Genomic DNA, 25,486 nt, shown 5'->3' on the forward strand with positions numbered 1-25,486 from the left:
TCAAGTCGGTCGAGGACCAACTACAACTCGCATCGGTGTTCACAGAACACTCCATGTAATCAGACGGGGGCGATGGTAATGGGTCGTCGTGCGAAGCGTCAACCCTTTTTCCGCCCTTTTTTCAGGCAATTCCTGGGATACGTCGGCACAACGGCACCGGCTCCACGGACGAAAAAATGCGCGCACGCCAGGCAGGCATGCGCGCGCTTGCGTCGAGGCGACGTACCGGTTACTGCGTGGCCGCGGTGACGGCAGCGCCTGCATCGGCGATACCGGAACCGGCCGGCAGCGCGGTGCACGACGTGCTGGCCGGCAGCATCGCCGCACGCGCGCCGCCTTGCAGCTTCTGCTGGATCTGAGCGGGCGTGAGGTTGCCGTTCACCGACAGCATCAGCCCGACGATGCCCGTCACCTGCGGTGTCGCGAGGCTCGTGCCGCTTGCGGTGCCATACGTGTCCGTGCCCGGTGTCGTCGTACCGCTGTTGGCCGTCGACAGGATGTTGACACCCGGCGCGCTCAGCGCGACGTCGGAGCCGAAGTTGCTGAACGATGCGCGGCGCCCGGTCGCGTCGGTCGCGCCGACGCTGATCACGCCGCGGCAGTTCGCCGGCTGGTCGAGCGCGGTCGCCAGGCCATCGTTGCCGGCGGCGACGACGACGGTCACGCCCTTCGCGTTCACATCGTCGATCGCCTGCTGGAACGTCGCGCTGCACGCGCCGACGCCGCCCAGGCTCAGGTTGATGATCTTCGCGGGATTCGGGTTCGTCGGCACGCCGGCGACCGGGATGCCGGCTGCCCAGCGCATCGCGTCCGCGATGTCGCTCGTCGTGCCGCCGCACTTGCCGAGCACGCGCACCGGCAGGATCCGGCCGAGCCACGACACACCCGCGACGCCGATGCCGTTGTTGGCGGCGGCGCCGATCACGCCCATCACGCGCGTGCCGTGCCAGCTGCTGGTGCTCGGTTCGCTCGCGCAGTGATAGTACGGGCCGCTGGTGTCGTCCAGTTCCTGCTGCGTGACCCAGTCGCCCGGATCGGATGCATCGGTGCCGCGCGTCTGACCGTTGTTGCTGGTGTTGGCATTCGAGATGAAGCTGTAGCCGGGCAGCAGGTTGCCGACGAGGTCGGGGTGTGGCCGGTAGCCGGTGTCGAGCACCGCCGTGACGACGGTCGGCGCACCCTTGGTTCGCGTCCATGCGGGCGGCGCGTTGATACCGACGCTGGCGTCGGACAGATACCACTGCTGGCCATATGCGGGGTCGCTCGGCGTGTCGCGGATTCGCATCGGGTGATCGGGTTCCGCGTAGTCGACGTCGCCGTCAGCCGCGAATGCCTGCGCGAGCGCCGCCGCGTCGCCGGACGCGATGCGCTGGCCGATCGACAGCACGGCCGCGCCGTCCGACAGGGTTCGCTCCACCTGCACGTTCAGCGGTGCCTGCGACGTCGTCACGGCGGCATACGTCCGTGCGGCGCCGGTCGTCGTCGGCGCTGTCCAGCGCGTCATCGAGCGCTGGATCACCGCGTCGAGCCGCGTGCCGGTGTCGAGGGCAGCCATCGCGCGCGCGGCTGTCGCCGTCTTCAGCTTGACGATCAAATGATCGACCGGCGGCTCGGCCGGCGCATTCGGCTGGGCGGCCGTCTGCACGGCGGCCTGCTGCGTCGTGCATGCATTGCTGCCGTTGGTCGCGGGCGGGGTCGTCGGGGAAGGCGACGGCGAGGGGGCCGGCGCTGCATTGGAAGTCGACGGACTACTGCCGTCGCCGCCACCGCCCCCGCAGCCGGCGATCGGAAGCAGGGCTGTGGCAGACAGCATGCCGGCAAGCATGCGCGCATGAGCGGAGCGGGCCAGCGCGAAATTGAAACGTTTGGCTCTCATGGTGAAACTGATCCTCGTAGATAACCGTCGTGCTGGCGGTCGTGCCTGCCCGGCGTGAACCGGACCTGTTTTTTATCGGGCGCGCACGGGACTGATGCGACGCGCCATGCACTGGGTAACGGCGGATGAGGCGGTTTCTTGAATGTGTTTTGGGTGAAAAAGTGCGAGACGCAAACGATTGACTTGCGGTGTTGCAGCATGAACGCGCGTTTGGAACGGATGATCTGTTCACGCGGTGCAAGATCGCAGGCGGTTGAGCGGGCGAAACGTGCGGCGCGGGCGCTTTTGCGCGCCACGGAAACGATTGTTCGCGGCGTGGCCTCGACGATGGTGTTTGGCGCTTTCCCCGATGAGGTGCGAATTTTGTCAGGCGTACGATCGCGATTCGATCAACGTTTCGTCAGGAGAAAAGCATGGATCGCCGCTTCCGTTGGCTGGCCGTCGCGCTGACCTGCGCGCTGGCGGGCACCGCGCATGCGCAGGCGCTCACCGGCACGCTGAAGAAGATCAAGGACACGGGCATCGTGTCGCTGGGTATCCGCGAATCGTCGGTGCCGTTCTCGTATTCCGACAACCAGCAGAAGAACATCGGTTACTCGCGCGACATCGCGGCGCGCATCATCGATGCGCTCAAGGCCGAGCTGAAGACGCCGAACCTGACGGTGAAGGAAATTCCGATCACGTCGCAGAACCGGATTCCGCTGCTGCAGAACGGCACGATCGACTTCGAGTGCGGGTCGACGACCAACACGCTGGAGCGGCAGAAGCAGGCCGCGTTCTCGAACAGTATTTTCCTGTACGGGATCCGCTTCAGCACGCGCAAGGATTCGGGCGTGAAGGACTTCACGGACCTGGCCGGCAAGACGGTCGCGACGACGGCCGGCACGTCCGACGAGCGCCTGCTGCGCAAGCTCAACGAGGAGAAGGGGATGAACATGACGATCATCAGCGCGAAGGACCACGCTGAAGCGTTCATGAACGTCACGACGGGGCGCGCGGTCGCGTTCGTGATGGACGAGCCCCTGCTGTACGGCGAGATCGCGAAGGACCGCAATCCGGGTGCGTACACGGTGACGGGCACGCCGCTCGTTCACGAAAACTACGCGTGCATGATGCGCAAGGACGATCCGGCGTTCAAGCGCGTGGTCGATGGCGTGATCGCGAAGATGCAGACCTCCGGCGCGGCCGAGAAGCTCTATGACCAGTGGTTCATGCAGCCGATTCCGCCGAAGGGCGTGAGCCTCGATTATCCGCTGTCGCCGGAGATGAAGCAGCTGTTCAGGAATCCGACGGATCAGGCGCAATACTGATCGAAGCGTCGTCGTGGTATTGCATCGCACATGAAAAGCCGCCGGCAGATGCCGGCGGTTTCCGTTTCTGGTGCGCTCGCTGGCGCGGCGAAAGTGTGCGTCAGACCTGATTTTCGGCCCGGGCGCTGCCGGCCTGTCAGGCGGAGACTGTGCCGAAATCGGCATTCAACCGTGTCCGCGCCATGGGATTCCTGTCGCGCTGCGCAACAACAGGCACAATACGCACTTCGCCGCGCACCGTTGTTCGTTGTTCGAACAGCACGGCGCGTGTCGCCGCCGTCCGAATCTTTCCCGGTTGTCATGAACGCCTCGCTCACACGCGCGCGCGAATCGAACTCGCCGCGCTTCCTGTTGTTCCTGATCTGCCTGTTCGCCTCCGCCGGCCAACTCGCGATCGACATCTACGTGCCCGCGCTGCCCGATATGGCGCGCTCGTTCGCGACCACGCCGCAGGCGATCCAGTCGAGCGTCTCCGGCTACATGGCCGCCTACGCGCTCGGCCAGCTGATCTTCGGCCCGGTCGCCGATGCGTACGGGCGCAAGCGCGTGCTTGCGTTCGGGCTCGTCATCTACACGATCGGCTGCCTGCTGTCGCTCGGCGCGCCGAACCTGGAGACGTTCGTGCTGGCGCGCTGCCTGCAGGGCTTCGGGATCGCGACCACGAACCTGCTCGCGAAGGCGATCATCACCGACTCGTTCTCGGGCCAGGCGCTGATGCATGCGTTTACGTACATGTCGATCGCATGGGGGCTCGCGCCGATCATCGCGCCGGTGATCGGCGCGCACCTTCAGGAATGGTTCGGCTGGCGCGCGTGCCTCGTGTTCCTGCTGGTGTACTCGCTGGTGATGTGGGCGCTGCTGTGGCGCTATCGCGAAACCTTGCCGAAACCGGTCCATCTCGAGCCGCGCACGCTGATGGCGAACGCGGGCAAGGTGCTCGCGAGCCCGGTGTTCCAGAGCTGCTTCCTCGCGCAGGGGCTGTGCTACAGCATCCTGCTGGTGTTCAACATCGTCGGGCCGTTCATGGTGCAGACCACGCTGCACAAGCCGCCGACCTTCTTCGGCTATCTTGCGCTCGGGATCGGACTGATGTATTTCCTCGGCGGGCTGTCGAACCGGATTCACGGGCGCGGGCTGCCGAGTGCCGAGCAGCGGCTGCGCATCGGCGCACGCGTGATGGCGGTCGCGGCGGTCGCGATGCTCGTGCTGGCGCTGACCGTCGGCCTGCGCGTGTGGACGCTCGCGACGCCGGTGCTCGTGATGGGCTTCTGCGCGGGCGCGATGTATCCGACGCTGATGGCCAAGGGCAATTCGCTGTTTCCGCATATCGCGGGGCTGACGAGCGCGATTCTCGGGTGCGCGCTGCTGCTCGTGTCGTCCGCGATGATGGGCCTCGCCGGTTTCGTGTCGGTGCAGGTGCTGACGCCGCTCGCGGTGTTCTTCGTCGCGCTGTCGCTTATCGTCGTGTGGATGGTGACGAAGCTGCTGCGCTACCTGACGCAGCAGCAGGCCGCGAGCGTGGCGTGCGGGCGCGGGGAAGCCGCGTAAGCCATATAGGCCGCGTGAACGCGTGCCGCAACGGCACGCCGGCCGCTCACAGCGGCTGCGCCGCGCCCGCCTGCGCCAGCAGCGAAATCGCGGCCGGATCCGGCATTCCGTTCGAATCGATCGCGCCGGCCTTGGCCAGCGCGTCTAGATCGCTGTCGACGCCCGGCTGGCCGACCACGAACGGCGTCGTCAGGAAGGCCGGTGTCGACAGTGTGACCGAATAGCGCTGCTGCAGATTCGTCACGACCGCCGATTGCGCGGACTGCACCGCACCCGGGCTGCCCATTACGCTCTGGAAGTGCGCATTCCCCTGGAAATTGCCGATCAGCCCGGCCGTGTTGGTGCCGAGTTGCGCGGCCAGATAGACGAGCATCAGCTCGGTCTCGGGCGTCGTGTTGAAGGTGCCGCCCGCGTAGGCGAGCGAATGCAGGCTCGTGCCGCTAGATGCGACGGTGATCACGCACGGCAGCACGGCGTTGACCGTCACGCGGTAGTTGCCGCCGCCGTCGGTCAGCGTCGTCGCCGAGCCTTGTGCGCAACTGACCGTCACCGACGCGCTCGCGAGCGCGGCGCCCGTGGCGGCCGTGCCGGACAGCGCGATGGTCTGCGTGTTGGTGTTGTTGAAGCAGACATCGACGCCGAAGCAGGCGTCGCCGTTGCAGCCTGCAAGTGCCGCGACGGCGGCGACGCAGGCGGTGCCCAGCGCGGGGCGGACGAAGCGCGGGTGGCGAAGGTTCATGGTCGCGGGCCTTTGGGCGAGTGGAGCAACCGGCGGGCGCCGGCGGGGCGGTGCCGCTCCTATTTTATGTCTCGAATCCGGGCGGTGCTTGCCCGTTTTCCTGACGGGACGCGGCCGAACGTGCCGGATCCTGAACCTTTCGATTCCCTTCGCAATTGGTTATGCTGCGGGACGATTAAAAAACGACGAGAGAACGCGCCGTTTCCGACGGAGCCGGTGCGCCGTTTCCGACATGAACCTGAAACGACTGATGGGGCGGTCAAGCCTCCCGGATTGCGAGGGCGATCCGGCATCGATGGCATGCACGCCCCGCGACGCGGTGCGACCCGCGCGTATCCGCGGCAAGGCCCGCATCGGCAACGCGGCGGTGGCCGCCGCGCTGCTGACCGGCGCGGCGTTCCTTTGCGTCCCGGCCTTCGCCGCCCCGGCCGACGCCGGCGATGGCGCGATTCCGTCGGTAGCCAATGCGCCGTCGGCCTGCACGAACGTGGCTGCCGCAGCCTCCTATCCCGTGGCCCACGACCCCGAAGCGGCGCCGCCGCTGACAGGCCGCGTGACCGACATGACGGGTGTGCTCAGTGTCGCCTGTGCGTCCGAATTGACCGACCGTCTCGCCGATCTCGAGCGCCGGCTCGGCGTGCAGATGGCGATCCTGCTGGTCGGGTCGACCGGCCACGCGACCATCGAGCAGTTCGCGACCACGGTGTTCGAGAAATGGCGTCTCGGCGAGAGCAAGATCGACAACGGTTTGCTGCTGGTCGCCGCACTGAACGATCGCACCGTCCGGATCGAGGTCGGATACGGCCTCGAAGGCGCGATTCCGGACATCGTCGCAGGGCGAATCATCCGCGAGCGCATCGTGCCGGCGTTTCGCGAGAAGCGTATCGAAGCCGGCGTGAGCGATACGGTCGATGCACTGGTGCGGGAGATGACGCCGCCGCAAATGGCGGCGTCGGATAGCGCACTGCTCGACGAGGACGCTCGGCGCGCGGCGTCCGGCGATGCGAAGCGGCTGTCGAACGGCTTGCCGGAGACTCCCCCCGTCGACGTCGGGAGCTTCCTGTTCTGGTTGCTGCTCGGGCTGACCGGCGTCACGCTGGGTGTCGTCACCGAATGGCGCAAGCTGCGTTGGCAGGTGATGTTGCCGGCCAGCTTCCTCGTTGCGACGATCGTGCCGGCTGCGATGTTGCCGGTCGGCGCGATTTTCAGAGGCGATCTGGAAGCGATCCTGGGTGCGCTGGCGATTGTCCCGACGAGCATCGGTGTCGGTGCGTGGCTGCTCGGTATCGGCGTCGTTCGCTCGGCACGCGTGCGCAAGAATACGGCGATCATCGGCGGGACGTTGCTGGCGTTGATCGGGATCGGGCATCTGATGGGATATTCGCCCGGCGAGGTTCTGGTGGCGGTCTTCTGCGTGGTGGTGGCGATCCTGTGGATCGTCGAAAAACTGACGGGCAGCGATGGGTCGTCATCCAGCTCCACGTCCTCGTCTTCGTCTTCGTCCTTCAAATGGCCATCGTCCGGCTCGGGCTCGTCCAGCTCCAGTTCCAGTTCGTCCGACTCATTCACCGGCGGTGGCGGCTCGAGCGGCGGCGGTGGGGCATCGGGCCGCTGGTAACCGCCATGCGCGGCGCGTGCGCGAACGTTTCTTTTCAACTTACCGCTCCAGCCGGAGCGTCCAACCGGAAGTCACAAACAATGAAATGGTTTCGAATCCTGCTCGTGTGCTGCGTGCTCGCGCCGCTCGCCGGTTGCGGCTACAACGCGATCCAGTCGTCGGATGAGGACGTCAACGCCGCGTGGTCGGAGGTGCTGAACCAGTATCAGCGTCGTGCCGACCTCGTGCCGAACCTTGCCGCGTCGGTGAAGGGCTACGCGTCGCACGAGGAACGCGTGCTGACCGAGGTGGCGTCGGCCCGCGCGCGCGTGGGCAGCGTGCAGATGACGCCGGAGATGGCAAAGGATCCCGCCGCGTTGGCGGCGTTCGATCAGCGGCAGGGTGAACTATCGGGCGCGCTGAGCCGGCTGATGGTGGTGTCGGAGCGATATCCGGAGCTGAAGGCGAACGAGGCGTTTCGCGATCTGCAGACGCAGCTCGAAGGCACCGAAAACCGCATCGCGGTCGCGCGCGGCCGCTACATCAAGACGGTGCAGCAGTACAACGTGCAGATCCGCCAGTTCCCGGGTGTCGTGATCGCGCGGATCTTCGGCTATCAGCCGCGCCCGAACTTCAGCGTCGCGAACGAATCCGCGATTTCGACCGCGCCCGTCATCGACTTCTCCAATCAGCCGCCGAAGACGAACGCAGCCGGCCAGTAAGCGGCCTGCCCGGGCACTCAGGGCTTGCGCGCGGCCGGCTTCGCGAACGCGCCGCGCACCTCGAAGCCGATCGCATCCGCCACGTTGCCGCGCGCGTCGACGAGTTCCAGCCGGTGCCTTCCCGGCCACGGCATCCACGCGAGGCGGTCGGCGTGCCCGATCACCTTGTCGTCGAGCCGCCACGCGAACCGCGCCGCATGCCCGGAAGACCGCTCGAACCAGATCCGCTGGTTCTTCGGCGGAATGTCCGGATCGATCGCGAAGATCGTGCCGTCGGTCGGCGCACCGATCGTCAGCGGTGCGCGCGCGCCGTCCTTGCCCGGCGTGACGGGCGCCGCGAGCCGGATCGTGTCGAGCGCCGTGCCCGCGATGAACCACTCGTCGCGCGACGGCTCGACGTCGCGCTCGAACGTGATGCGGCGCGTTTCGACACCGGCCGGCGGACGTGGCGTGCGGCTCGGCAGGTCGCGGTGCAGGTAGCCGACGACGGCCGACCACACGGGCGACGCGCCCGTCACCCCTGACACGTCCCACATTGGCGAGCCGTCCGCATTGCCGACCCACACGCCGACCGTATAGCGCGACGTGAAGCCGACCGTCCAGTTGTCGCGCATGTCCTTGCTCGTGCCGGTCTTCACCGCCGAGAAGAAGCGCGTCGCGAGCGGATTGTCGAAGCCGAACGTGCGCACGCGCGCGTTGTTGTCGGAGAGGATGTCGGTGACGACGAAGCTGGCTGCTTCGCTGAATACGCGCGTGCCGTTGTCCGTGCGCCCCGATGCCGATATGCCGGAAGCGGGCGACGGCGCGGGCAAGTCGACGATCTTGCGCGCGACGCCGCCGTTCGCGAGCGCGCGATACGCGTTGGTCAGCGACAGCAGCGTGACGTCCGCGCTGCCGAGCGCAAGGCTGAAGCCGTAGTAATCGCCTTCCTGCGCCAGCGGCAGGCCGAGCGCGGTCAGCGTGCGCGCGAAGCGGTGCGGCGTGACGAGCACGAGCGTGCGCACGGCCGGCACGTTCAGCGAGCCGCCGAGCGCGCTGCGCACGCTCACCCAGCCCTTGAAATCCTTGTCGTAGTTCTGCGGAATGTAGAGTCCGCCACCGGCCGCGAGGTTGATCGGTGCGTCGTCGAGCAGCGATGCGGCGGTCAGCCGTTTCTCGTCGATCGCCTGCGCATAGAGGAACGGCTTGAGCGTCGAGCCCGCCTGGCGCGGCGCGAGCACGGCGTCGACGTCGCGCGCGCTCGACAGCGCCCCCGACGAACCGACCCATGCGCGAATCTCGCCGGTCGCGTTGTCGATCACGACGACCGCGCCGTCCTGCACGTTGCGCCGGTGCGCGGGCGCGTTGAGCTCGGTCAGCGCGCGCGTCAGCGTGTCGCGCGCGAAGCGCTGCAGCGGCGCATCGAGCGTCGTGCGCACCTGCGCGCCGGCCGCCGGTCTGACCTCGGCCGCGATGCGGCGCGCGAAGTGCGGGGCGAGGGCGGCGCCGTCGTCGCGCACGGCGTTGGCCGGGCGTGCGATCACGAGCTGCACGTAGCCGTCGAGCGATGCGCACGCCTGTTCCGCGTGCATGTCGCGCAGGATCCGGCACGCACGCCCGGCGACCTTCGCGCTTGCTGCGTTGGGAGCACGCACCAGCGCGGCCGCGATCGCGGCTTCACGCGCGTCGAGGCCGGACGGCGCCTTGCCGAACAGCACCTGCGACAGCGCGGCGAGCCCGACCGTCTCGCCGCGGAACGGCACGAGATTCAGGTAGGCCTCGAGGATCTGGTCCTTGCGCCAGCCGCGCTCGAGCAGCAGCGCGTTCATCGCCTGCGTGGCCTTCTGCGGCAGCGAGCGCTGGCCTGAGCGGCGCGGCGAATCGCTGAGCAGCCCGGCGAGCTGCATCGTCACGGTCGACGCGCCGCGCGTGCGCTCGTTCCACAGATTGCCCCACGCCGCGCCGACGATCCCGCGCCAGTCGACGCCGCTGTGTTCGTAGAAACGCTTGTCCTCGGACACGACGATCGCCTCGCGGAACGCGGGCGACACGTCGGCGAGCGATACCCAGTCGCCGCGCCGTTCGGTGAGGTCGACGCGCGTGCGCTGCAGCGGCGTGCCGTCGCGCGCGAGCAGCACCCAGTCGGAACTGCGCCAGTTGCGGCGCACGTCGTCGTAGCCGGGCAGCGCGTGCGCGACCAGCGGCGCGGCGAGCACGACGGCGACGAATACGCGGCCGGCGAAACGCACCGGCCGCGGCGATACACGATCGATCATCACGTACTCGTTACTTGCCCGCGTCGGCCGGCTTCACGGTCATCGGCGGGTTCGGCCACAGGCCGTATACGGACGGCGCGTACAGCGCCTCGACGCGCGTCGGCGGCAGCCCGAAGGTGCCGACGTTGTTCAGCCGCACCGTGTATTCGACCGAGAGTTTGCCCTTCGGCAGATAGTCGTAATACGCGCGGTAGCCGTCGAAGTCGCGTTCGATGAACGCCGGCCATGCGCCGTCCGGGGATTTCTCGCCCTGGGTCGCGGCTTCGGAGTCGCGGCCGAGGCCGGAGCCGAGGATCGTCGCGCCGGACGGGATCGGATCGTTGACGACGACCCACGTCATGTCGCTCTGCGCATCGATGTCGAGATGCACGCGCACGACGTCGCCGCGCGTCAGCACACCCTTGACGGCGGGCGACACGGGCGTGACCGTCTTCGTGATCCGGTAGCCGGCCGCGAACGGCGCGCGCAGCGCAACGGCCGCGAGGCTTTCGACGGTCGCCCACGGGCGGCCCGTTCCGTCCTGGATGACGGACAGCGTGGCCGGCGCCTGCGCCGCACGCGGCCACGGCATCAGCACGCTGCGCGCGGCGGCGGCGCGGGTCGCGGCGGTGGCCGACGCGGGGGCGTCGGCGGGCGCCGGCGGCTGCGACCAGGAAATCGCGCGCTCGTTGCCGCCGAGCGCGACCTTCGTCGTGCCCGCCACCGGCGTGCTCTCGTAGGTGCGCGAGAAGCGTTCGATCGCGAGCTGGCCGAGCGCGTTCGACGTCGTCGTCTGCCATGCGCCCTGGCGTTGCAGCGCGAGGAGGCCGGTCGCGATGCGCGGCATCTCGTCCTTCCACGCCGGGTCGCCCGCGAATTCCAGCGCGAGACGCGCGGCGTTGGTCTCGTTGCTCGTCATCAGCCACCACAGATCGTCGTCGCGCGCGGTCGAGAACACGAGCTGCGTGCCCTGGTACGTGAGGCGCGCACGCAGGATCTGCTCGACCTGCGCGCGTTTCTCGTCACGCTGCGGGATGTCCTTCACACGCGTGAGGATCGCGTGATAGTCGATCACCGCCGACGTCGGCCACTGGTTCGGTGCGATCTCGATCGAACCGAGCATGCGGCCCTGCGCTGCACCGTAACGCGACAGCGCCTCGATCGCGGCGAGCTTGCGCAGATCGCGATCCTGGCGCGGCGCCCACGCGTTGCGCTCGATGCGGCCATCGACGAAGCGTGCGAGCCCGGCCTCGAGCTGCGTGCGCAGGTCTTCCGGCAGCGCGAAGCGCGCGTCGAGGCGTGCGGCCTCGTCGGCGACCACGAGCAGGTAAGACGACAGCGTCGGGCTGCCGTAGTGTGCATCATCGGACGACGGTGGGAAGTAGCTCGCGAGGCCATCGCTGTCGAGGTACACGGGCATGCGTGCAACCAGCGCCTGCCATTGCGCGGCGTCGTGCAGGCCGATCGCGCGCGACGTCTGCTGTTCGAGGCAGCGATACGGATAGCGCTCGAACCAGCGCCGCACGCCGGGCAGGCCGTCGGCGAGCTTCGACTGCAGCGACACGGCGATGCCGCCGCGCGGCGCGCCCTGTGCGTTGTTGACGGCGCCGGCCGGAGCCGACACGGGCACCGTCAGCGTGCCGTCGACCTGCGTGAGCGTGGCCTGCTGCACGGTGACCGGCAGCGCGGGCACGACCTTCTGCGCGACGGCCAGCGCATCGGACGCGCGCTTGCCTCCTTGCTCGGCCGCCTCGATGCGCCAGTTCAGCGCGCCGGCCGCGTCGAGCGCCTGCTCGGGCACGGTGATCGTCCATGCAATCTCCGTCGCCGCATTGGCCGCGAGCGACACGGTTTGCGGCGCGACGTCGAGGCCCGTCACGCGCGGCGTCACGACGACCTGCATCGCGCGGTCGGTCGTGTTGCGCAGCGTGACCTGCGCGCGGAACGCATCGCCTTCACGCACGAGCGGCGGCAGCCCGGAGATCAGCTGCAGATCCTGGGTGCTGCGAATCGACGTGCTGCCGGTGCCGAAGCGATCGGGGCCGACCGCCGCGATCGCGACGATCCGGAAGCGCGTGAGCGCGTCGTTCAGCGGCACTTCGACGGTCGCGCTGCCGTTCGCGTCGAGCGTCACGCGCGGGTTCCACAGCAGCAGCGTGTCGAACAGCTCGCGTGTCGGCGAGCTGCCGCCGCCGCCGCCCGCCGGCACGGCCTTGCGGCCGAAGTGGCGGCGGCCGACAATTTCCATCTGCGCGGTGGCCGTCTCGACACCGTACGCGCGTCGCTGCAGCATCGCGTCGAGCAGGTCCCAGCTGTTGTTCGGCATCAGCTCGAGCAGTGCCTCGTCGACGGCCGCGACCGCGATCTGCGTGCCGGCTGGCGCCGGCTGGCCGTTCGGCAGCGTGACCTTCACGTGCGCCTGCGCCTTGCTGCGCACCGTGTACCGCGTCGCGTCCGTCGTCACGGACACGCCGAGACGATGCACGCCCGTGCCGACCTTGATCTCGCCGAGGCCATAGCGGAACGCGGGCTTCGACAAATCGACGAACGCGGTCGGCGCTTCATAGTGACGGCCTTCGCGCCAGAACGCGCGGGCCCATTCGACCGGCGCCTTCCAGCCCCAGGTGAAGAACGAGTACCACGGCACTTCGCGAATTCGGCCGCGCAACGCGAGCACCGACACGTACACGTTCGGGCCCCACGATTCGCCGACCTTCAGGTCGACGGTCGGGTTCTTGCCGTTGAGTTCGACGATGTGCGTTTCCATCACGCCGCCGCGTTCGACCGCGACGAGCGCGGTTGCGTAGCGGAACGGCATGCGAACCTGGAAGCGGGCCGTTTCGCCCGCCTCGTAGGACGTCTTTTCCGGGATCACGTCGATCCGGTCGGTGTTGTCGCCGCCGAACCAGAGTTCGTCCTCGCGCGTGACCCAGACGGACGTCGACGCATTCGACGTGCGGCCGTCGCCGTCCTTCGCGACCGCGATCAACTGGATGTTGCCGGCCTGTTCGAGCGTCGCGTCGCAGGCCATGCGGCCCTTGTCGTCGGTCTTGCCCGAGCACAGCACGCCGAGGTCGCGCGTGTCGCTCTTGTTGTCGTATGCATAGAAGCCGCCGACCATCCGCTTGCGCGACGACGTCGTGATGTGCGCGACACCCTTGATCTCGACCGCCACCGACGCGCGCGGCTTGCCCTGCAGGTCGACCGCGAGCGCCTGCACCGGCACGCGCTGGCCGACCGACACCCAGCGGCCGGCCTTGATGCCGGCCACGACCGCGGCCGGCCACAGGATCGTGTCGCCGCGGATCGTCTGCACTTCGCCGTTCGGGTCCGCGAACGTCGCCTCGAGCGCGATGCGCTTCGGCGCGTCGACGTCGGGCAGGCCCTTGAGCGTGACGGTGCCCGCGCCGTTGCGGTCGAGCGTCAGCGGCAGCTTGTCCGCGATCAACCGGGTCGCGTCGGGATCGTTGTTCGCGGCCGATGCGCTGTCGCCGTCCTGCGCATCGTCGTCGGCATTGCCGTCGCTGCGCTCCGAACGATACGGCGTGAAGCTGAAGTCCTCGAAGCGATCCGCGAACGGCGGCGACGCCCACTTCATCAGCGCCGACACCTGCACGGGCAGGTTCGATGCGCCGCCGCCCGACACGTAGTCGATCTGCACCGCGAGCGGCGCTTCCTTGACCGCGACGAGTGGGCTCTTCTGCGCGTCGCGCGCGCCGATCGACCCCTTGAGCACCGGCAGGCGGAATGCCTCGACACGGAAGCTGCCGCTGTAGTAGCTGGCGGTCGGTGCATCGTCGGGGCCGCCTTCGAGCGAGACGCTGTATTCGCCGAGCTTCGCCGCGGGCGGCAGCGTGAATCGCGTGTCGGCGCTGTGGTCGGCGGACCACGTGAGCGGCAGCTTGTAGGTCTGGTCGGAGCCGAGATGGCGGATCGTCACGCGCGTCGGGTATTGCGCCGGGAACGCGAGGCTGTGCAGCGTCTCGGTGCGCAGGAAGTGTTTCATCGACACGGTTTCGCCGGCACGCAGCAGCGTGCGGTCGAATACGGTATGCGCGCGCACGGTCGGCGCGCTGTCGGTGTCGGTCGGCACGTTGAAGCGCCACGATTCGATCCCGCGGTTCCAGTTCGAGCTGACGAACGCCATGTCCGGGCCGGTCCTGGGATCGTCGACGCGCGCCGACACGAAGTAGTCGTCGAAGCGCTCCGACTGGCTGCATTCGTGCTTCGGCTCGAATGCACCGTCGATCTTCAGCAGGCCGTGCACATCGGTCTTGCCGGACGCGATTTCGTCTCCGTTGCAATCCGACACGCGGATTCGCGCGTTCGGCACGGGCTTGCCCTTGTCGAGCGTCGTGACCCACACGAGGTTATTCTCGCGGCCCTGTTTCAGATGCACGCCGAGGTTCGTGACGAGCACGGTGGTACGTACGTACATGCTCGACGGCTTCGCGAGCAGCGAGCGGCCGAGCGCGGGCGACGCGAGTTCGAGCACGTAGAAGCCGGGTTTTTCGATCGGCACGCCGACGACCTCGAACGGACGCAGCGCCTTCGGATCGGCCTTCGGCAACGTCAGTGCCTGCGCACCCGGCTCTCCGGCGAGCAGCGACAGCGAGCGCACGTCGATGCGACGGTTCTGCGGCGCGGGCATCTTTTCGCCGGCCTGGAGCGGCACGTAGACGGGGTGCTGGCCCTTGCGCCGGAGCAGGCCCGGGATGCGCTCGTCGATCGTGCCGGCCGTCATCGACCAGTTGTCGAAGCGCTCGACGGTGCGCATCCATTGACGAATCGCGGTGTCGTCGTCGACTTTCAGGTTCGAGAATTGCGCGCCGCTCGTGTTGAGGCCCGCGACATGCAGGTCGGCCTCGACGTTGCGCAGTGTGACGGGCACGAGCGCAGGCGTATCCGGTTCGGCGAAACGCTCGACGATCCCGAAGGTGCCCGACGAGAATTTCGCGAGCGGCGGCATCGGCGCGGTGCGCGTCGCGAGCGGGAACAGGTCTGCGTTCGCGAGCGAGCGCTCGGTTACGTCGTGCAGGCCGGACGGCAGCTCGATCGTCAGGTTCGCCTGCGCGGGCAGCGGCGGGTTGAAGGTGACGGTCGTCACTTCGTCGCTGTGATCGTCGGCCGCGAAGGTCGGTGAAAGCGAACCGTCAGGGCCGCGCAGCTTGATCGCCTCGGCGTTCTTGCGCGAGATCGGCGCATTGAACGACAGCGTGAGCGGACGCAGCGGCGTGCAGGGCGCCTTCGCATTTTCGCGCTCGCACGAGAAGCTCGCGGCGAACGGCGCGCGCACGGTGAAGTCGAAGCGGCGCTCGGTGTCGTTCGCGATGCCGCTCGGGCTCGCGACGCCCTTGCCGTAGACGAGTTGCATCTTCGCGCTCGCGGGCAGCGCCTGCGCGCACGACAGCGTCAGCACGCGCGCGGCGTCCTTCTTCAGCCCGAAGTGGTCGAGCAGCGCGTTGCGGGTATCGTCGTCGGCGGCCGTGACGGGGATGCGGTTGCCGATGCCGGCCGCTTCGCACCAGATGTTCGCGAGCGCGGAGCGCGGCTCGGCCGGGCCGTTCAGCTTCAGCACGAAAACCTGGCGCTCCTCGATCTCGCGCGAGCCGGGACGCACTGTCACAGGGAACGGGCCGCCGGTCTGAAACGTGAAGCGGCGCGGGCCGCTGACCGCGTTGCCGGCGACCGAGCGCAGCGTGTCGTTGAGCGCGACGGAGCAGCGCACGCCGGGCGGCAGGTCGTTCTCGAAATCGTAGACCCACGTCTTGTCGTCGAGCCAGTGTCCCTGGCCGCGTGCGGCGGTGGAGTCGTTGCAGGTCATGCGCGCGGGACTCGGCGCGGAGGCCGAACCGAACGCGACCATCGGTTCGTCGAACTTGACGACGCTTTGCCGCACTTCGGTGACGGTGCCTTGCGGCGACACGCTCACCGTGCGTGCGGCGCCCGCATGCAGCGACAGTGCCGCGGCAGCGCCGAGCGCCGTGACCGCGCCGATGCGCCAGAGCAGCCGTGTGGTGTGACGGGTTGAATTCGTATTGTTGTGCTTGTCGTGCTGCTTCATCGCTCGATGCCCTCGGAGGGAAGCTTTCTGTTTGATTGCACGCGATTCTAACCGACGCGAATGTGAGCGGATGAATGGAGACGGCGTGTCGCCGGCTTGCGACACGCCGGCATTCCGAAGCAGAATTGTCGCGTCGACGACACAAAAATGCAGCGAAATGTCGATTGTCTCGGATTGCGGAACATTTATTGGACTATAAAAGCATTGTCCAATTCGAATTGTGCGCGTACATTTCAGGGCCGCGCGAAAGTTTGAGAAATATCAAGCGTGGTTTTCCCGAATCCGGTGTTCGAGAGAAGGAAACATGCACAACGACAACACCCCCCACTCGCGTCGCGATCGCGACGCAGCCGCATCCGGCATCACGCGGCGTCAATGGCTGCAGGGCGCACTGGCGCTGACGGCGGCAGGCCTCACCGGCTCGCTGGCGTTGCGAGCCTTGGCCGATAATCCCGGCGCCGCGCCGCTCGATACGTTCATGACGCTCTCCGAAGCACTGACAGGTAAGAAAGGGCTGAGCCGCGTGCTCGGCGACCGCTTCCTGCAGGCCTTGCAGAAGGGCTCGTTCAAGACCGCCGACGGTCTGTCGCAACTCGCCGGCACGCTCGCGTCCGGTTCATTGAGTCCCGATCAGCAGGCCTCCGCGCTGTCGATTCTCGAAGCGTGGTATCTCGGCATCGTCGACAACGTCGTGATTACGTACGAGGAAGCATTAATGTTCAGCGTCGTATCCGATACGCTCGTGATTCCTTCGTATTGCCCCAACAAACCCGGCTTCTGGGCCGAAAAACCGATCGAGAGGCAAGCCTGATGGCCGATACCGATACGCAAAAAGCCGACGTCGTGGTCGTCGGATCCGGTGTCGCAGGCGCGATCGTCGCGCACCAGCTCGCCATGGCCGGCAAGTCGGTGATCCTGCTCGAGGCAGGCCCGCGCATGCCGCGCTGGGAAATCGTCGAACGCTTTCGCAACCAGCCCGACAAGACGGATTTCATGGCGCCGTATCCGTCGAGCCCGTGGGCGCCGCATCCGGAATACGGCCCGCCGAACGACTACCTGGTCCTGAAGGGCGAGCACAAGTTCAACTCGCAGTACATCCGCGCGGTGGGCGGCACGACGTGGCACTGGGCCGCGTCGGCGTGGCGCTTCATCCCGAACGACTTCAAGATGAAGACCGTGTACGGCGTCGGTCGCGACTGGCCGATCCAGTACGACGACCTCGAGCATTACTACCAGCGCGCGGAGGAAGAACTCGGCGTGTGGGGCCCCGGCCCCGAGGAGGACCTGTACTCGCCGCGCAAGCAGCCGTATCCGATGCCGCCGCTGCCGTTGTCGTTCAACGAGCAGACGATCAAGAGCGCGCTCAACGGCCATGACCCGAAGTTCCACGTGGTGACCGAACCGGTCGCGCGCAACAGCCGTCCGTACGACGGCCGGCCAACCTGTTGCGGGAACAACAACTGCATGCCGATCTGCCCGATCGGTGCGATGTACAACGGCATCGTGCACGTCGAGAAGGCCGAGCAGGCCGGCGCGAAGCTGATCGACAGCGCGGTCGTCTACAAGCTCGAGACGGGTCCGGACAAGCGCATCGTCGCCGCGATCTACAAGGACAAGACGGGCGCCGACCATCGCGTCGAGGGCAAGTACTTCGTGGTCGCCGCGAACGGCATCGAGACGCCGAAGATCCTGCTGATGTCGGCGAACCGCGACTTCCCGAACGGCGTCGCGAACAGCTCCGACATGGTCGGGCGCAACCTGATGGACCACCCGGGCACGGGCGTGTCGTTCTATGCGAGCGAGAAGCTGTGGCCGGGTCGCGGTCCGCAGGAAATGACGTCGCTGATCGGTTTCCGCGACGGTCCGTTCCGCGCGACCGAAGCCGCGAAGAAGATCCATCTGTCGAACATGTCGCGCATCAACCAGGAGACGCAGAAGATCTTCAAGGCCGGCAAGCTGATGAAGTCCGACGAGCTCGACGCGCAGATCCGCGATCGTTCGGCCCGCTACGTGCAGTTCGACTGCTTCCACGAAATCCTGCCGCAGCCCGAGAACCGCATCGTGCCGAGCAAGACCGCCACCGACGCGATCGGCATTCCGCGCCCGGAAATCACCTATGCGATCGACGACTACGTGAAGCGCGGCGCCGTGCACACGCGCGAAGTCTATGCGACCGCGGCGCAGGTGCTGGGCGGCACGGACGTCGTGTTCAACGACGAGTTCGCGCCGAACAACCACATCACGGGCGCGACGATCATGGGCGCGGATGCACGCGACTCGGTCGTCGACAAGGACTGCCGCACGTTCGACCATCCGAACCTGTTCATCTCGAGCAGCTCGACGATGCCGACCGTCGGTACGGTGAACGTGACGCTGACGATCGCGGCGCTGGCGCTGCGGATGTCGGACACGCTGAAGAAGGAAGTCTGACCGTGCGGAAATCTACTCTCACCTTCCTCCTCGCTGGCTGCCTCGCGCTACCGGGCCTCGTGCGCGCGGCCGACTCGGCCGATCCCGCGCAGATCAAGCGCGGCGAATATCTCGCGGTCGCGGGCGACTGCATGGCCTGCCACACCGCGAAGGGCGGCAAGCCGTTCGCCGGCGGCCTCGGGATGCCGGTGCCGATGCTCGGCAAGATCTATACGAGCAACATCACGCCCGACCCGGACACCGGCATCGGCAACTGGACGTTCGACGACTTCGAGCGGGCGGTGCGTCACGGCGTGTCGAAGAACGGCACCAACCTGTACCCGGCGATGCCTTACGTGTCGTACGCGAAGATCAACGACGACGACGTGCAGGCGCTGTATGCGTACTTCATGCACGGTGTCGAACCGGTCAAGCAGACGCCGCCGAAGAACGAGATTCCCGCGCTGTTGAGCATGCGCTGGCCGCTGAAGATCTGGAACTGGCTGTTCCTGAAGGACGGCGCGTACGCGCCGAAGCCGACGCAGAGCGCCGAGTGGAACCGCGGCGCGTACCTGGTGCAGGGCCTCGCGCACTGCAGCACGTGCCACACGCCGCGCGGCATCGCGATGCAGGAGAAGTCGCTCGACGAGTCGGGCGGCAGCTTCCTGTCGGGCTCGGTGCTCGCGGGCTGGGACGGCTACAACATCACGTCCGACCCGAACGCGGGGATCGGCGGCTGGACGCAGCAGCAACTCGTCCAGTACCTGCGTACCGGCAGCGTGCCGGGCCTCGCGCAGGCGGCCGGTCCGATGGCCGAGGCGGTCGAGCACAGCTTCTCGAAGATGACCGACGCCGACATCGGCGCGATCGCGACGTATATCCGCACGGTGCCGGCGGTGGCCAGCGGCGACGCGAAGCAGTCGCGCTCGTCGTGGGGCAAGCCGGCCGAAGACGGCCTGAAGCTGCGCGGCGTGGCGCTCGCGTCGTCGGGCATCGATCCGGCGCGGCTGTATCTCGGCAACTGCGCGACGTGCCACCAGATGCAGGGCAAGGGCACGCCTGACGGCTATTACCCGTCGCTGTTCCACAACTCGACGGTGGGTGCGTCGAATCCGGCGAACCTGGTGCAGGTGATCCTGAATGGCGTGCAGCGCAAGGCCGGCAGCGAGGACGTCGGCATGCCCGCGTTCCGCAACGAGCTGTCGGATGCGCAGATCGCCGCGCTGGTGAACTACCTGACCGGCCAGTTCGGCAATCCGGCCGCGAAGGTGACCGAGCAGGACGTCGCGAAGGCGCGTTGACGCCGGACGCGACGCGGCACGAAGCAGGGCAACACTGACAAGAGGAGGCGCACAGCACATCGGGCGGGCCCCGATGCCGGTTGTTGCAGAGCGGGGCGGGCGGCCGGCAGCCGCCCGTTCCGGTTCACAGGCAATCCGGTGCGCGCGGTTCGCGCACCGCTTTCGTTGATCACACCATGACACCGAATCAACCGTTTCTCGCTTCCCAGCGCGATGTGCTGCTGCTGCTGTCCCGAATCCTGCTCGTGATCCTGTTCGTGATGTTCGGCTGGAAGAAGATCGTCGACTTCTCCGGTACGATCGCGTTCATGGGAAGCGAGGGTGCGCCTGCACCGATTGTTTCGGCGGCAATCTCCGTCGTGATGGAGCTGTTCGCCGGCATCGCGATCCTCGTCGGTTTCCAGACGCGGCCGCTCGCGCTGCTGCTTGCGCTGTATACGATCGGCACCGGCTTGATCGGCCACCACTACTGGACGATGACGGGCGGCGAGCAGATGAACAACATGATTCATTTCTACAAGAACATCGCGATCTCGGGCGGCCTGCTCGCGCTCTGCGCGGCGGGCCCCGGACGTTTTTCGATCGATCGCGGGTAAACGGATCGCCGGCGCGCGCATGGGGCGCGTGTCGGACGGTCGGGACTCCGAGGGGGCATCATTTTGCGACTCAAACATTTCGCATGGCTGATCGTGGCCGCCACGCCGGCGGCCGCGTTCGCGCAGACAAGCGTGACGCTGTACGGCCGGATCGACGGCGGCGTCGAATACCTGAACCACATCGCGACGCCCAACGGCAGCTCGACGCGCTGGAGCGCGGAAGGCGGCGACTGGGGCACCAGCATGTTCGGCCTGAAAGGCGTCGAGGATCTCGGCGGCGGGATGTCGACGGTCTTCAACCTGGAAACCGCGTTTCAGGTGATGAACGGCACGACGGGCGGCGGACGCATGTGGTCGCGCCGCGCGTATGTCGGGCTGAAGAGCGACACGTGGGGACAGCTGCAGGCCGGCCGCAACCTGTTCATCGACAGTGATGGCGTGTGGGAATTCGATCCGTTCGTGCAGCAGGCGTTTTCGTCCGCATCGCTCGTGCGCGGGCGCAACTGGCAGCAGAGCAGCAACAACATCGAATATCACAGCCCGGTGATCGGCGGCTTCGACGTGCAGGCGCAATATGCGTTCGGCAACCAGTCGCGCGGCTTCAACTACGGCGCGGCCGACGACTTCGGCCGCTCGGACGGGATCATGATCTCGTACCACTCGCCGGTGCTCGACGTGCGCGGTATCTACGACGAGCTGCGCGACAACAACGGCAAGTTCAGCAACATCTTCACCGCGTCGCGCGAGTATTTCGTCGGCGCGAACGTGAAGGTGTCGAAGTTCAAGATCCAGGGCGCCTATACGCACTACCAGGCGCCGGACAGCCCGGCGGGCGTCGCCGATCGCGCCGATCACTACTGGCTCGGCGCGACCTACACGGCAACGCCGCAGTGGGCCGTGACGGGCGGCGGGTATTACGTGAAGGTCGGTGACGGCGGCGGCGATGCGTCGCACGATCCGTCAGGGCACGCGATCATGTACGTGCTCGGTACGACGTACAACCTGTCGAAGCGCACGTTCCTGTACGGGACGGTCGCGTATGTGCGCAACGGCGGCAACTCGAACTTCTCGCTGCTCGCGTCGCCGCGCGACGCGACGTCGGGCACGAGCCCGATGACGGGCGAATCGCAGACGGGCGCGTATGTCGGGATGATGCATACGTTCTGATCGAGGCGTAGCGCACGCAAGGCACGGGTGATGGTGGCCCGTGCCTTGTTGCGTTTACGGCGACGGACGGTCCTCTGACGCTGCCGGTTCATGTGAGCGGTGTCGATCACACAAAAGGAAAGACCCCGCCGAAACCGGCGGGGTCGGTGGATCGACGACGTTGCGGCCGCGCACGTGCCGCGCATCGCCTGTCAGTTAATCGAGTGCTTTCCCGGCCTTCTCGTCCATGCAGCGAATGGCGAGCAGCGTCATCGCACCACAGCCGATCGCATACCACGCGGGTGCGTTCGGGTTGCCGGTCGCCGCGATCAGCCAAGTCACGAAAAACTGCGCGAAGCCGCCGAAGATCGCGACGCCGACGCTGTAGACGAGCGCACCGCCGGTCGCCCGAACCGCACGCGGGAACAGCTCGCCGAGCATCGCACCGGTCGCGCCGATGTTGATCGCGTGCACGACAGAGAGCGCGGCGATGATCGACAGCAGCGACGCGGCGCCTGGCCACCGGTTCAGCGCGATGAACGCGGGGTAGATCGCGCCCATCAGCACGATGCGCGTCCACCAGACGATTCGGTTGCGCCCGTAGACGTCGGACAGGTGGCCGCCGATCGGCGTCACCAGCATCAGGATCGCGCCCGCGACGCAGCCTGCCGTCATCGACAGCCAGGTCGGAAGATGCAGCACCTGCACGCCGTAGATCGCCATGTAGAACACGATGATGTAGTGGATCGACGTGCCGCCGATCGTCACGCCGAGGCCCGCGAACACAGCCTTGCCGTGATGGCGCAGCACGTCCGCGAGCGGCAGCGACGCGACCGGCTCGTCGTGCGTGGCGGCGTGCGCGGCAGCCGGCACTTCATCGACGGTCTTGCGCAGCCAGTAGCCGAGCGGTACGAACAGCGTGCCGATGATGAACGGCACGCGCCAGCCCCAGCTTTCGAGCTGCGCGGCATTGAGCGTCGACGTGAGCGCGACGCCGGTCAGCGCGCCGGCGAGCGCGGCGAGCCCCTGGCTCGAGAACTGGAACGACGCGTAGAAGCCGCGGCGGTGCTGCGGTGCCTGTTCGAGCAGCAGCGTCGTCGACGCGCCGACTTCGCCGCCCGATGCGAACCCCTGCAGCAGGCGTGCGAGCACGAGCAGCAGCGGCGCGGCGATGCCGATCTGCGCGAAGGTCGGCGCGACCGCGATCGTCGCGGTGCCGAGCGCCATCAGCAAGAGCGTCAGGATCATCGCCTTCTTGCGGCCGGCGCGGTCGGCATACATGCCGATCACGAGGCCGCCGAGCGGACGCGTGACGAAGCCGACGCCGAAGCTCGCGACCGCGAGCATCAGCTGCCCGAACGACGAGTGGACCGGAAAGAACAGCTTGCCGATCAGGATTGCGAAGAAGCTGTAGACCGTGAAGTCGTAGAACTCGAGCGCGTTGCCGACTGCGGCGGCCGCGATCAGGCGGCGTTTCTTCGCGGCGGCGCGGGCATCGGCCGGCGAGCCGGCGAACGGAAGGGCGGACGTTTCCATGGGGTTCCCCTGCTAAAGCGCGGAACTGCGTGATGAAGGGCCGTCAGGCCGCGAGCCAGGCTTCGGCGACGCGGACCCAGTAGCTCGCGCCGATCGCGAGGATGTCGTCGTTGAAGTCGTAGCCGGGGTTGTGCACCATGCAGCCGCCCTTGCTGCCGATCCCGTTGCCGATGAACGCATAGCAGCCGGGGCGCGCCTCGAGCATGAACGCGAAGTCCTCGCTGCCCATCAGCGGCGCGGCCTCGGTCTCGACACGCTCGGCGCCGAGCATCCGGCGCGCGATGTCGGCTGCAAACGCGGTGGGTTCGGGATGGTTGACGAGCACCGGGTAGCCGTAGTCGTAATCCACTTCCGCGGTGAGGCCGAAGCTTTCCGCCTGGCCCTTCGCGAGCGCTTCGATGCGGCGGGCGAGCAGCGCGCGCACGTCGGCGTTCAGCGCGCGCACCGACAGCTTCATCACGACGGTTTCGGGAATGATGTTGAAGGTCTCGCCGGCCTGCACGCTGCCGACCGTGATCACGGCCGCATGCTGCGCATCGACCTCGCGCGCGACGATCGTCTGCAGCGCGACCATGATGCTGCCCGCGGCCGACATCGGATCGCGTGCGAAGTGCGGCATCGCCCCATGACCGCCGACGCCGCGCAGCGTGATCGTCACACGGTCGGCCGACGCCATCGCGGCGCCGGTGCGGAATGCCATGTCGCCGGCGGCCCGGCCCGGCATGTTGTGGATCGCGAAGATCGCATCGCACGGGAAGCGGTCGAACAGGCCGTCGGCCATCATCGATTTCGCGCCACCGAAGTTTTCCTCGGCTGGCTGGAAGATCAGGTTCAGCGTGCCGGAGAACTGGCGCGTCGCGGCGAGGTGGCGCGCCGCGCACAGCAGCATCGCGGTGTGGCCGTCGTGGCCGCATGCATGCATCTTGTTCGCATGGCGGCTCGCGTAGGGCAGGCCGGTGGCCTCGGCGAGCGGCAGCGCGTCCATGTCGGCGCGCAGGCCGACGGTGCGTGTGCCTTGTCCTTCGCGCAGCACGCCGACGACGCCCGTCTTGCCTATGCCGCGATGCACTTCGTAGCCCCAGCCGGTGAGCAGTTCCGCGACGAGATCGCTCGTCAGCGTTTCCTCGAACGCGAGTTCCGGGTGCGCATGGATGCGGCGGCGCACTTCGATGAGGTCCGGGGCGATCGCGGCGATGCCGGGGATGACGGGGTTCGCGGCTTGCAGCATGGTGTCTCCTGTGGGGCCGGTGGACGTTTGACGCGCATATGACGGTAAAGGATATAAATTTCTTTTGCGCACCAGAAGCTGCTAAATTGCTTTGGTGCACACCACCGGTTGCCGCTCGGGAATACCCTGAGCCTGCATGCGCCGCGCTGCACGGGGGTTTCCACGAATCACGCATGCCGCCATGAAATACCATCAGTTGAAAGCGTTCGTCACCGTCGCGGACGAAGGGAGCATCCGAGCGGCCGCGCGGCGCCTGAACGTGTCGCCGGCGGCGTTGACGAAGGCGGTCAAGGAACTGGAGATCGCGCTCGGCGTGTCGCTCGTCGTGCGCACCGCGCGCGGCGTGCAGCTCACGGCGTTCGGCCAGCAGTTGCAGGTGCGCGCGCGGCTGATCGTCGCCGAGATGCAGCGTGCGCGCGACGACATCGAGCAGGCGCAGGGTGCGATGACGGGCTCGGTCGCGGCGGCGATCACGCCGGCCGCCGCGGTGACGATCCTGCCCGATGCGTTTCGCGCGTTCCGGCGGCGCTTTCCGGTCGCGCGCGTCAATCTGATCGAAGGGTTTCCGGGCGTCGCGCTGCCGCGGCTGCACGACGGATCCCTCGATTTCGCGGTGGCCGTCGTCGTGCCCGAACTGCTGGCGGCCGAGTTCGATCACGCGGAACTCTATGCGAGCCGATCATTGATCGTCGCGCGCAAGGGGCATCCGCTCGCGTCGGCCACGTCGCTCGCCGATCTCGTCGAGGCCGACTGGCTGATGAATCCGTCGCCGGAAAGCTCGACCCAGGTGCTGTTCAACACGTTCATCGCATACGGGCTGCCGGTGCCGCAGCGGGTCGTCGAATGCCCGAGCTTCGGCCTCGCGCACAGCCTGATGACGGGCTGCGACCTGATCGCGTCGATGCCCGAACAGCTGCTGCAAGGGGAGTGGGCGCGCGACCAGCTCGTGGTGCTGCCGATCCGCGAGCGGCTGCCCGGCGTGTCCGTGCAGGTCGTCACGCGCCGCGACAGTCCGCTCACGCCGGCTGCGGCAATGCTGCTCGACTGCCTGCGCGATTCCGCGCGACGCAAGGGGCTCCGTTGAGCATGCTCCATGCGGGCCACACAATGCATCGAATAGTGATCCTGATTATCGGTCGCGCGCCTGCGATCGGCCCCGCTTGCGGCACGCCCGCCGCGA

18 protein-coding genes are annotated in these 25,486 nt (G+C 67.4%); 11 read left to right on the forward strand and 7 right to left on the reverse strand.

Features of this window, described 5'->3' with window-relative positions; all coding sequences use genetic code 11:
* Positions 1 to 229 precede the first annotated feature (229 nt).
* Positions 230 to 1,876: a S8 family peptidase gene (locus WS66_RS05010; protein WP_059607217.1), complete on the reverse strand. Its 1,647-nt coding sequence runs from the start codon at positions 1,874 to 1,876 to the stop codon at positions 230 to 232.
* A 198-nt stretch (positions 1,877 to 2,074) separates the two neighbouring features.
* Between WS66_RS05010 and WS66_RS33545 the strand changes: the two genes are divergently transcribed.
* Positions 2,075 to 2,326 (forward strand): hypothetical protein, encoded by a 252-nt coding sequence (locus WS66_RS33545; protein ID WP_159086514.1) that lies wholly within the window; start codon positions 2,075 to 2,077, stop codon positions 2,324 to 2,326.
* Positions 2,290 to 3,186 carry a glutamate/aspartate ABC transporter substrate-binding protein gene (locus WS66_RS05015; protein WP_059607219.1) on the forward strand — a complete coding sequence of 299 codons (897 nt, stop codon included), beginning with the start codon at positions 2,290 to 2,292 and terminating at the stop codon, positions 3,184 to 3,186. The genes WS66_RS33545 and WS66_RS05015 overlap by 37 nt, the downstream gene beginning before the upstream one ends.
* A gap of 136 nt (positions 3,187 to 3,322) precedes the next feature.
* On the opposite strand, the gene WS66_RS34655 is transcribed toward WS66_RS05015, so the two are convergent.
* Entirely contained in the window at positions 3,323 to 3,448 is a 126-nt protein-coding gene (locus WS66_RS34655; RefSeq protein WP_257792075.1) for a hypothetical protein, read from the reverse strand.
* Between the two features lie 38 nt (positions 3,449 to 3,486).
* Here WS66_RS34655 and WS66_RS05020 point away from each other — a divergent pair, with 38 nt between their 5' ends.
* Entirely contained in the window at positions 3,487 to 4,734 is a 1,248-nt protein-coding gene (locus WS66_RS05020; protein WP_059607221.1) for a multidrug effflux MFS transporter, read from the forward strand.
* A gap of 46 nt (positions 4,735 to 4,780) precedes the next feature.
* On the opposite strand, the gene WS66_RS05025 is transcribed toward WS66_RS05020, so the two are convergent.
* Positions 4,781 to 5,473 carry a hypothetical protein gene (locus WS66_RS05025; RefSeq protein ID WP_059607223.1) on the reverse strand — a complete coding sequence of 231 codons (693 nt, stop codon included), beginning with the start codon at positions 5,471 to 5,473 and terminating at the stop codon, positions 4,781 to 4,783.
* Positions 5,474 to 5,561: 88 nt separating this feature from the next.
* Here WS66_RS05025 and WS66_RS05030 point away from each other — a divergent pair, with 88 nt between their 5' ends.
* Positions 5,562 to 7,091, forward strand: coding sequence for a TPM domain-containing protein (locus WS66_RS05030; protein ID WP_159086515.1), 1,530 nt, complete (start codon positions 5,562 to 5,564; stop codon positions 7,089 to 7,091).
* Between the two features lie 80 nt (positions 7,092 to 7,171).
* Complete coding sequence (locus WS66_RS05035) at positions 7,172 to 7,792, forward strand: LemA family protein (protein ID WP_059607227.1); 621 nt, start codon at positions 7,172 to 7,174, stop codon at positions 7,790 to 7,792.
* Positions 7,793 to 7,809: 17 nt separating this feature from the next.
* On the opposite strand, the gene pbpC is transcribed toward WS66_RS05035, so the two are convergent.
* Positions 7,810 to 10,047 carry a penicillin-binding protein 1C gene (gene pbpC, locus WS66_RS05040; protein WP_059607228.1) on the reverse strand — a complete coding sequence of 746 codons (2,238 nt, stop codon included), beginning with the start codon at positions 10,045 to 10,047 and terminating at the stop codon, positions 7,810 to 7,812.
* Positions 10,048 to 10,057: 10 nt separating this feature from the next.
* Positions 10,058 to 16,090, reverse strand: a complete 6,033-nt coding sequence (locus WS66_RS05045; RefSeq protein WP_059607230.1) for an alpha-2-macroglobulin family protein — start codon at positions 16,088 to 16,090, stop codon at positions 10,058 to 10,060.
* A 304-nt stretch (positions 16,091 to 16,394) separates the two neighbouring features.
* On the opposite strand from WS66_RS05045, the gene WS66_RS05055 reads away from it, so the two are divergent.
* The 5 genes from WS66_RS05055 to WS66_RS05075 all read left to right on the forward strand — a co-directional run bounded on the left by WS66_RS05055 (position 16,395) and on the right by WS66_RS05075 (position 21,563).
* The gene (locus tag WS66_RS05055; RefSeq protein WP_059607232.1) at positions 16,395 to 16,901 is read left to right on the forward strand and encodes a sugar dehydrogenase complex small subunit; all 507 of its coding nucleotides are present in this window, start codon (positions 16,395 to 16,397) and stop codon (positions 16,899 to 16,901) included.
* The gene (locus WS66_RS05060; RefSeq protein WP_059607234.1) at positions 16,901 to 18,520 is read left to right on the forward strand and encodes a GMC family oxidoreductase; all 1,620 of its coding nucleotides are present in this window, start codon (positions 16,901 to 16,903) and stop codon (positions 18,518 to 18,520) included. Before WS66_RS05055 ends, WS66_RS05060 begins: the two co-directional genes overlap by 1 nt.
* Positions 18,521 to 18,522: 2 nt before the next feature.
* Complete coding sequence (locus tag WS66_RS05065; protein ID WP_059607236.1) at positions 18,523 to 19,800, forward strand: cytochrome c; 1,278 nt, start codon at positions 18,523 to 18,525, stop codon at positions 19,798 to 19,800.
* A 176-nt stretch (positions 19,801 to 19,976) separates the two neighbouring features.
* Positions 19,977 to 20,396, forward strand: coding sequence for a DoxX family protein (locus WS66_RS05070; RefSeq protein ID WP_059607238.1), 420 nt, complete (start codon positions 19,977 to 19,979; stop codon positions 20,394 to 20,396).
* 63 nt (positions 20,397 to 20,459) lie between these two features.
* Positions 20,460 to 21,563, forward strand: a complete 1,104-nt coding sequence (locus tag WS66_RS05075) for a porin (protein WP_059533872.1) — start codon at positions 20,460 to 20,462, stop codon at positions 21,561 to 21,563.
* A gap of 195 nt (positions 21,564 to 21,758) precedes the next feature.
* Here WS66_RS05075 and WS66_RS05080 read toward each other — a convergent pair whose 3' ends face one another.
* Both WS66_RS05080 and WS66_RS05085 read right to left on the reverse strand, forming a co-directional pair.
* Positions 21,759 to 23,078 (reverse strand): MFS transporter, encoded by a 1,320-nt coding sequence (locus WS66_RS05080; RefSeq protein WP_059607240.1) that lies wholly within the window; start codon positions 23,076 to 23,078, stop codon positions 21,759 to 21,761.
* 43 nt (positions 23,079 to 23,121) lie between these two features.
* A complete protein-coding gene (locus WS66_RS05085; RefSeq protein WP_108064619.1) occupies positions 23,122 to 24,306 on the reverse strand; it encodes a M20 aminoacylase family protein in 1,185 nt (394 codons plus the stop codon).
* Positions 24,307 to 24,487: 181 nt separating this feature from the next.
* Between WS66_RS05085 and WS66_RS05090 the strand changes: the two genes are divergently transcribed.
* Positions 24,488 to 25,390, forward strand: coding sequence for a LysR substrate-binding domain-containing protein (locus tag WS66_RS05090; protein WP_059607242.1), 903 nt, complete (start codon positions 24,488 to 24,490; stop codon positions 25,388 to 25,390).
* The last annotated feature ends 96 nt before the right edge of the window (positions 25,391 to 25,486 follow it).

This window comes from Burkholderia sp. LA-2-3-30-S1-D2 (assembly GCF_001523915.2).
GTDB classification, from domain to species: Bacteria; Pseudomonadota; Gammaproteobacteria; order Burkholderiales; family Burkholderiaceae; genus Burkholderia; species Burkholderia diffusa.

Bases quoted from the DNA above. Each gene is read 5' to 3' on its own strand.
- WS66_RS05010 (WP_059607217.1), bottom strand. From the start codon at position 1,876: ATGAGAGCCAAACGTTTCAATTTCGCGCTGGCCCGCTCCGCTCATGCG.
- WS66_RS33545 (WP_159086514.1), top strand. From the start codon at position 2,075: ATGAACGCGCGTTTGGAACGGATGATCTGTTCACGCGGTGCAAGATCG.
- WS66_RS05015 (WP_059607219.1), top strand. From the start codon at position 2,290: ATGGATCGCCGCTTCCGTTGGCTGGCCGTCGCGCTGACCTGCGCGCTG.
- WS66_RS05020 (WP_059607221.1), top strand. From the start codon at position 3,487: ATGAACGCCTCGCTCACACGCGCGCGCGAATCGAACTCGCCGCGCTTC.
- WS66_RS05025 (WP_059607223.1), bottom strand. From the start codon at position 5,473: ATGAACCTTCGCCACCCGCGCTTCGTCCGCCCCGCGCTGGGCACCGCC.
- WS66_RS05035 (WP_059607227.1), top strand. From the start codon at position 7,172: ATGAAATGGTTTCGAATCCTGCTCGTGTGCTGCGTGCTCGCGCCGCTC.
- pbpC (WP_059607228.1), bottom strand. From the start codon at position 10,047: ATGATCGATCGTGTATCGCCGCGGCCGGTGCGTTTCGCCGGCCGCGTA.
- WS66_RS05045 (WP_059607230.1), bottom strand. From the start codon at position 16,090: ATGAAGCAGCACGACAAGCACAACAATACGAATTCAACCCGTCACACC.
- WS66_RS05055 (WP_059607232.1), top strand. From the start codon at position 16,395: ATGCACAACGACAACACCCCCCACTCGCGTCGCGATCGCGACGCAGCC.
- WS66_RS05060 (WP_059607234.1), top strand. From the start codon at position 16,901: ATGGCCGATACCGATACGCAAAAAGCCGACGTCGTGGTCGTCGGATCC.
- WS66_RS05070 (WP_059607238.1), top strand. From the start codon at position 19,977: ATGACACCGAATCAACCGTTTCTCGCTTCCCAGCGCGATGTGCTGCTG.
- WS66_RS05080 (WP_059607240.1), bottom strand. From the start codon at position 23,078: ATGGAAACGTCCGCCCTTCCGTTCGCCGGCTCGCCGGCCGATGCCCGC.
- WS66_RS05085 (WP_108064619.1), bottom strand. From the start codon at position 24,306: ATGCTGCAAGCCGCGAACCCCGTCATCCCCGGCATCGCCGCGATCGCC.
- WS66_RS05090 (WP_059607242.1), top strand. From the start codon at position 24,488: ATGAAATACCATCAGTTGAAAGCGTTCGTCACCGTCGCGGACGAAGGG.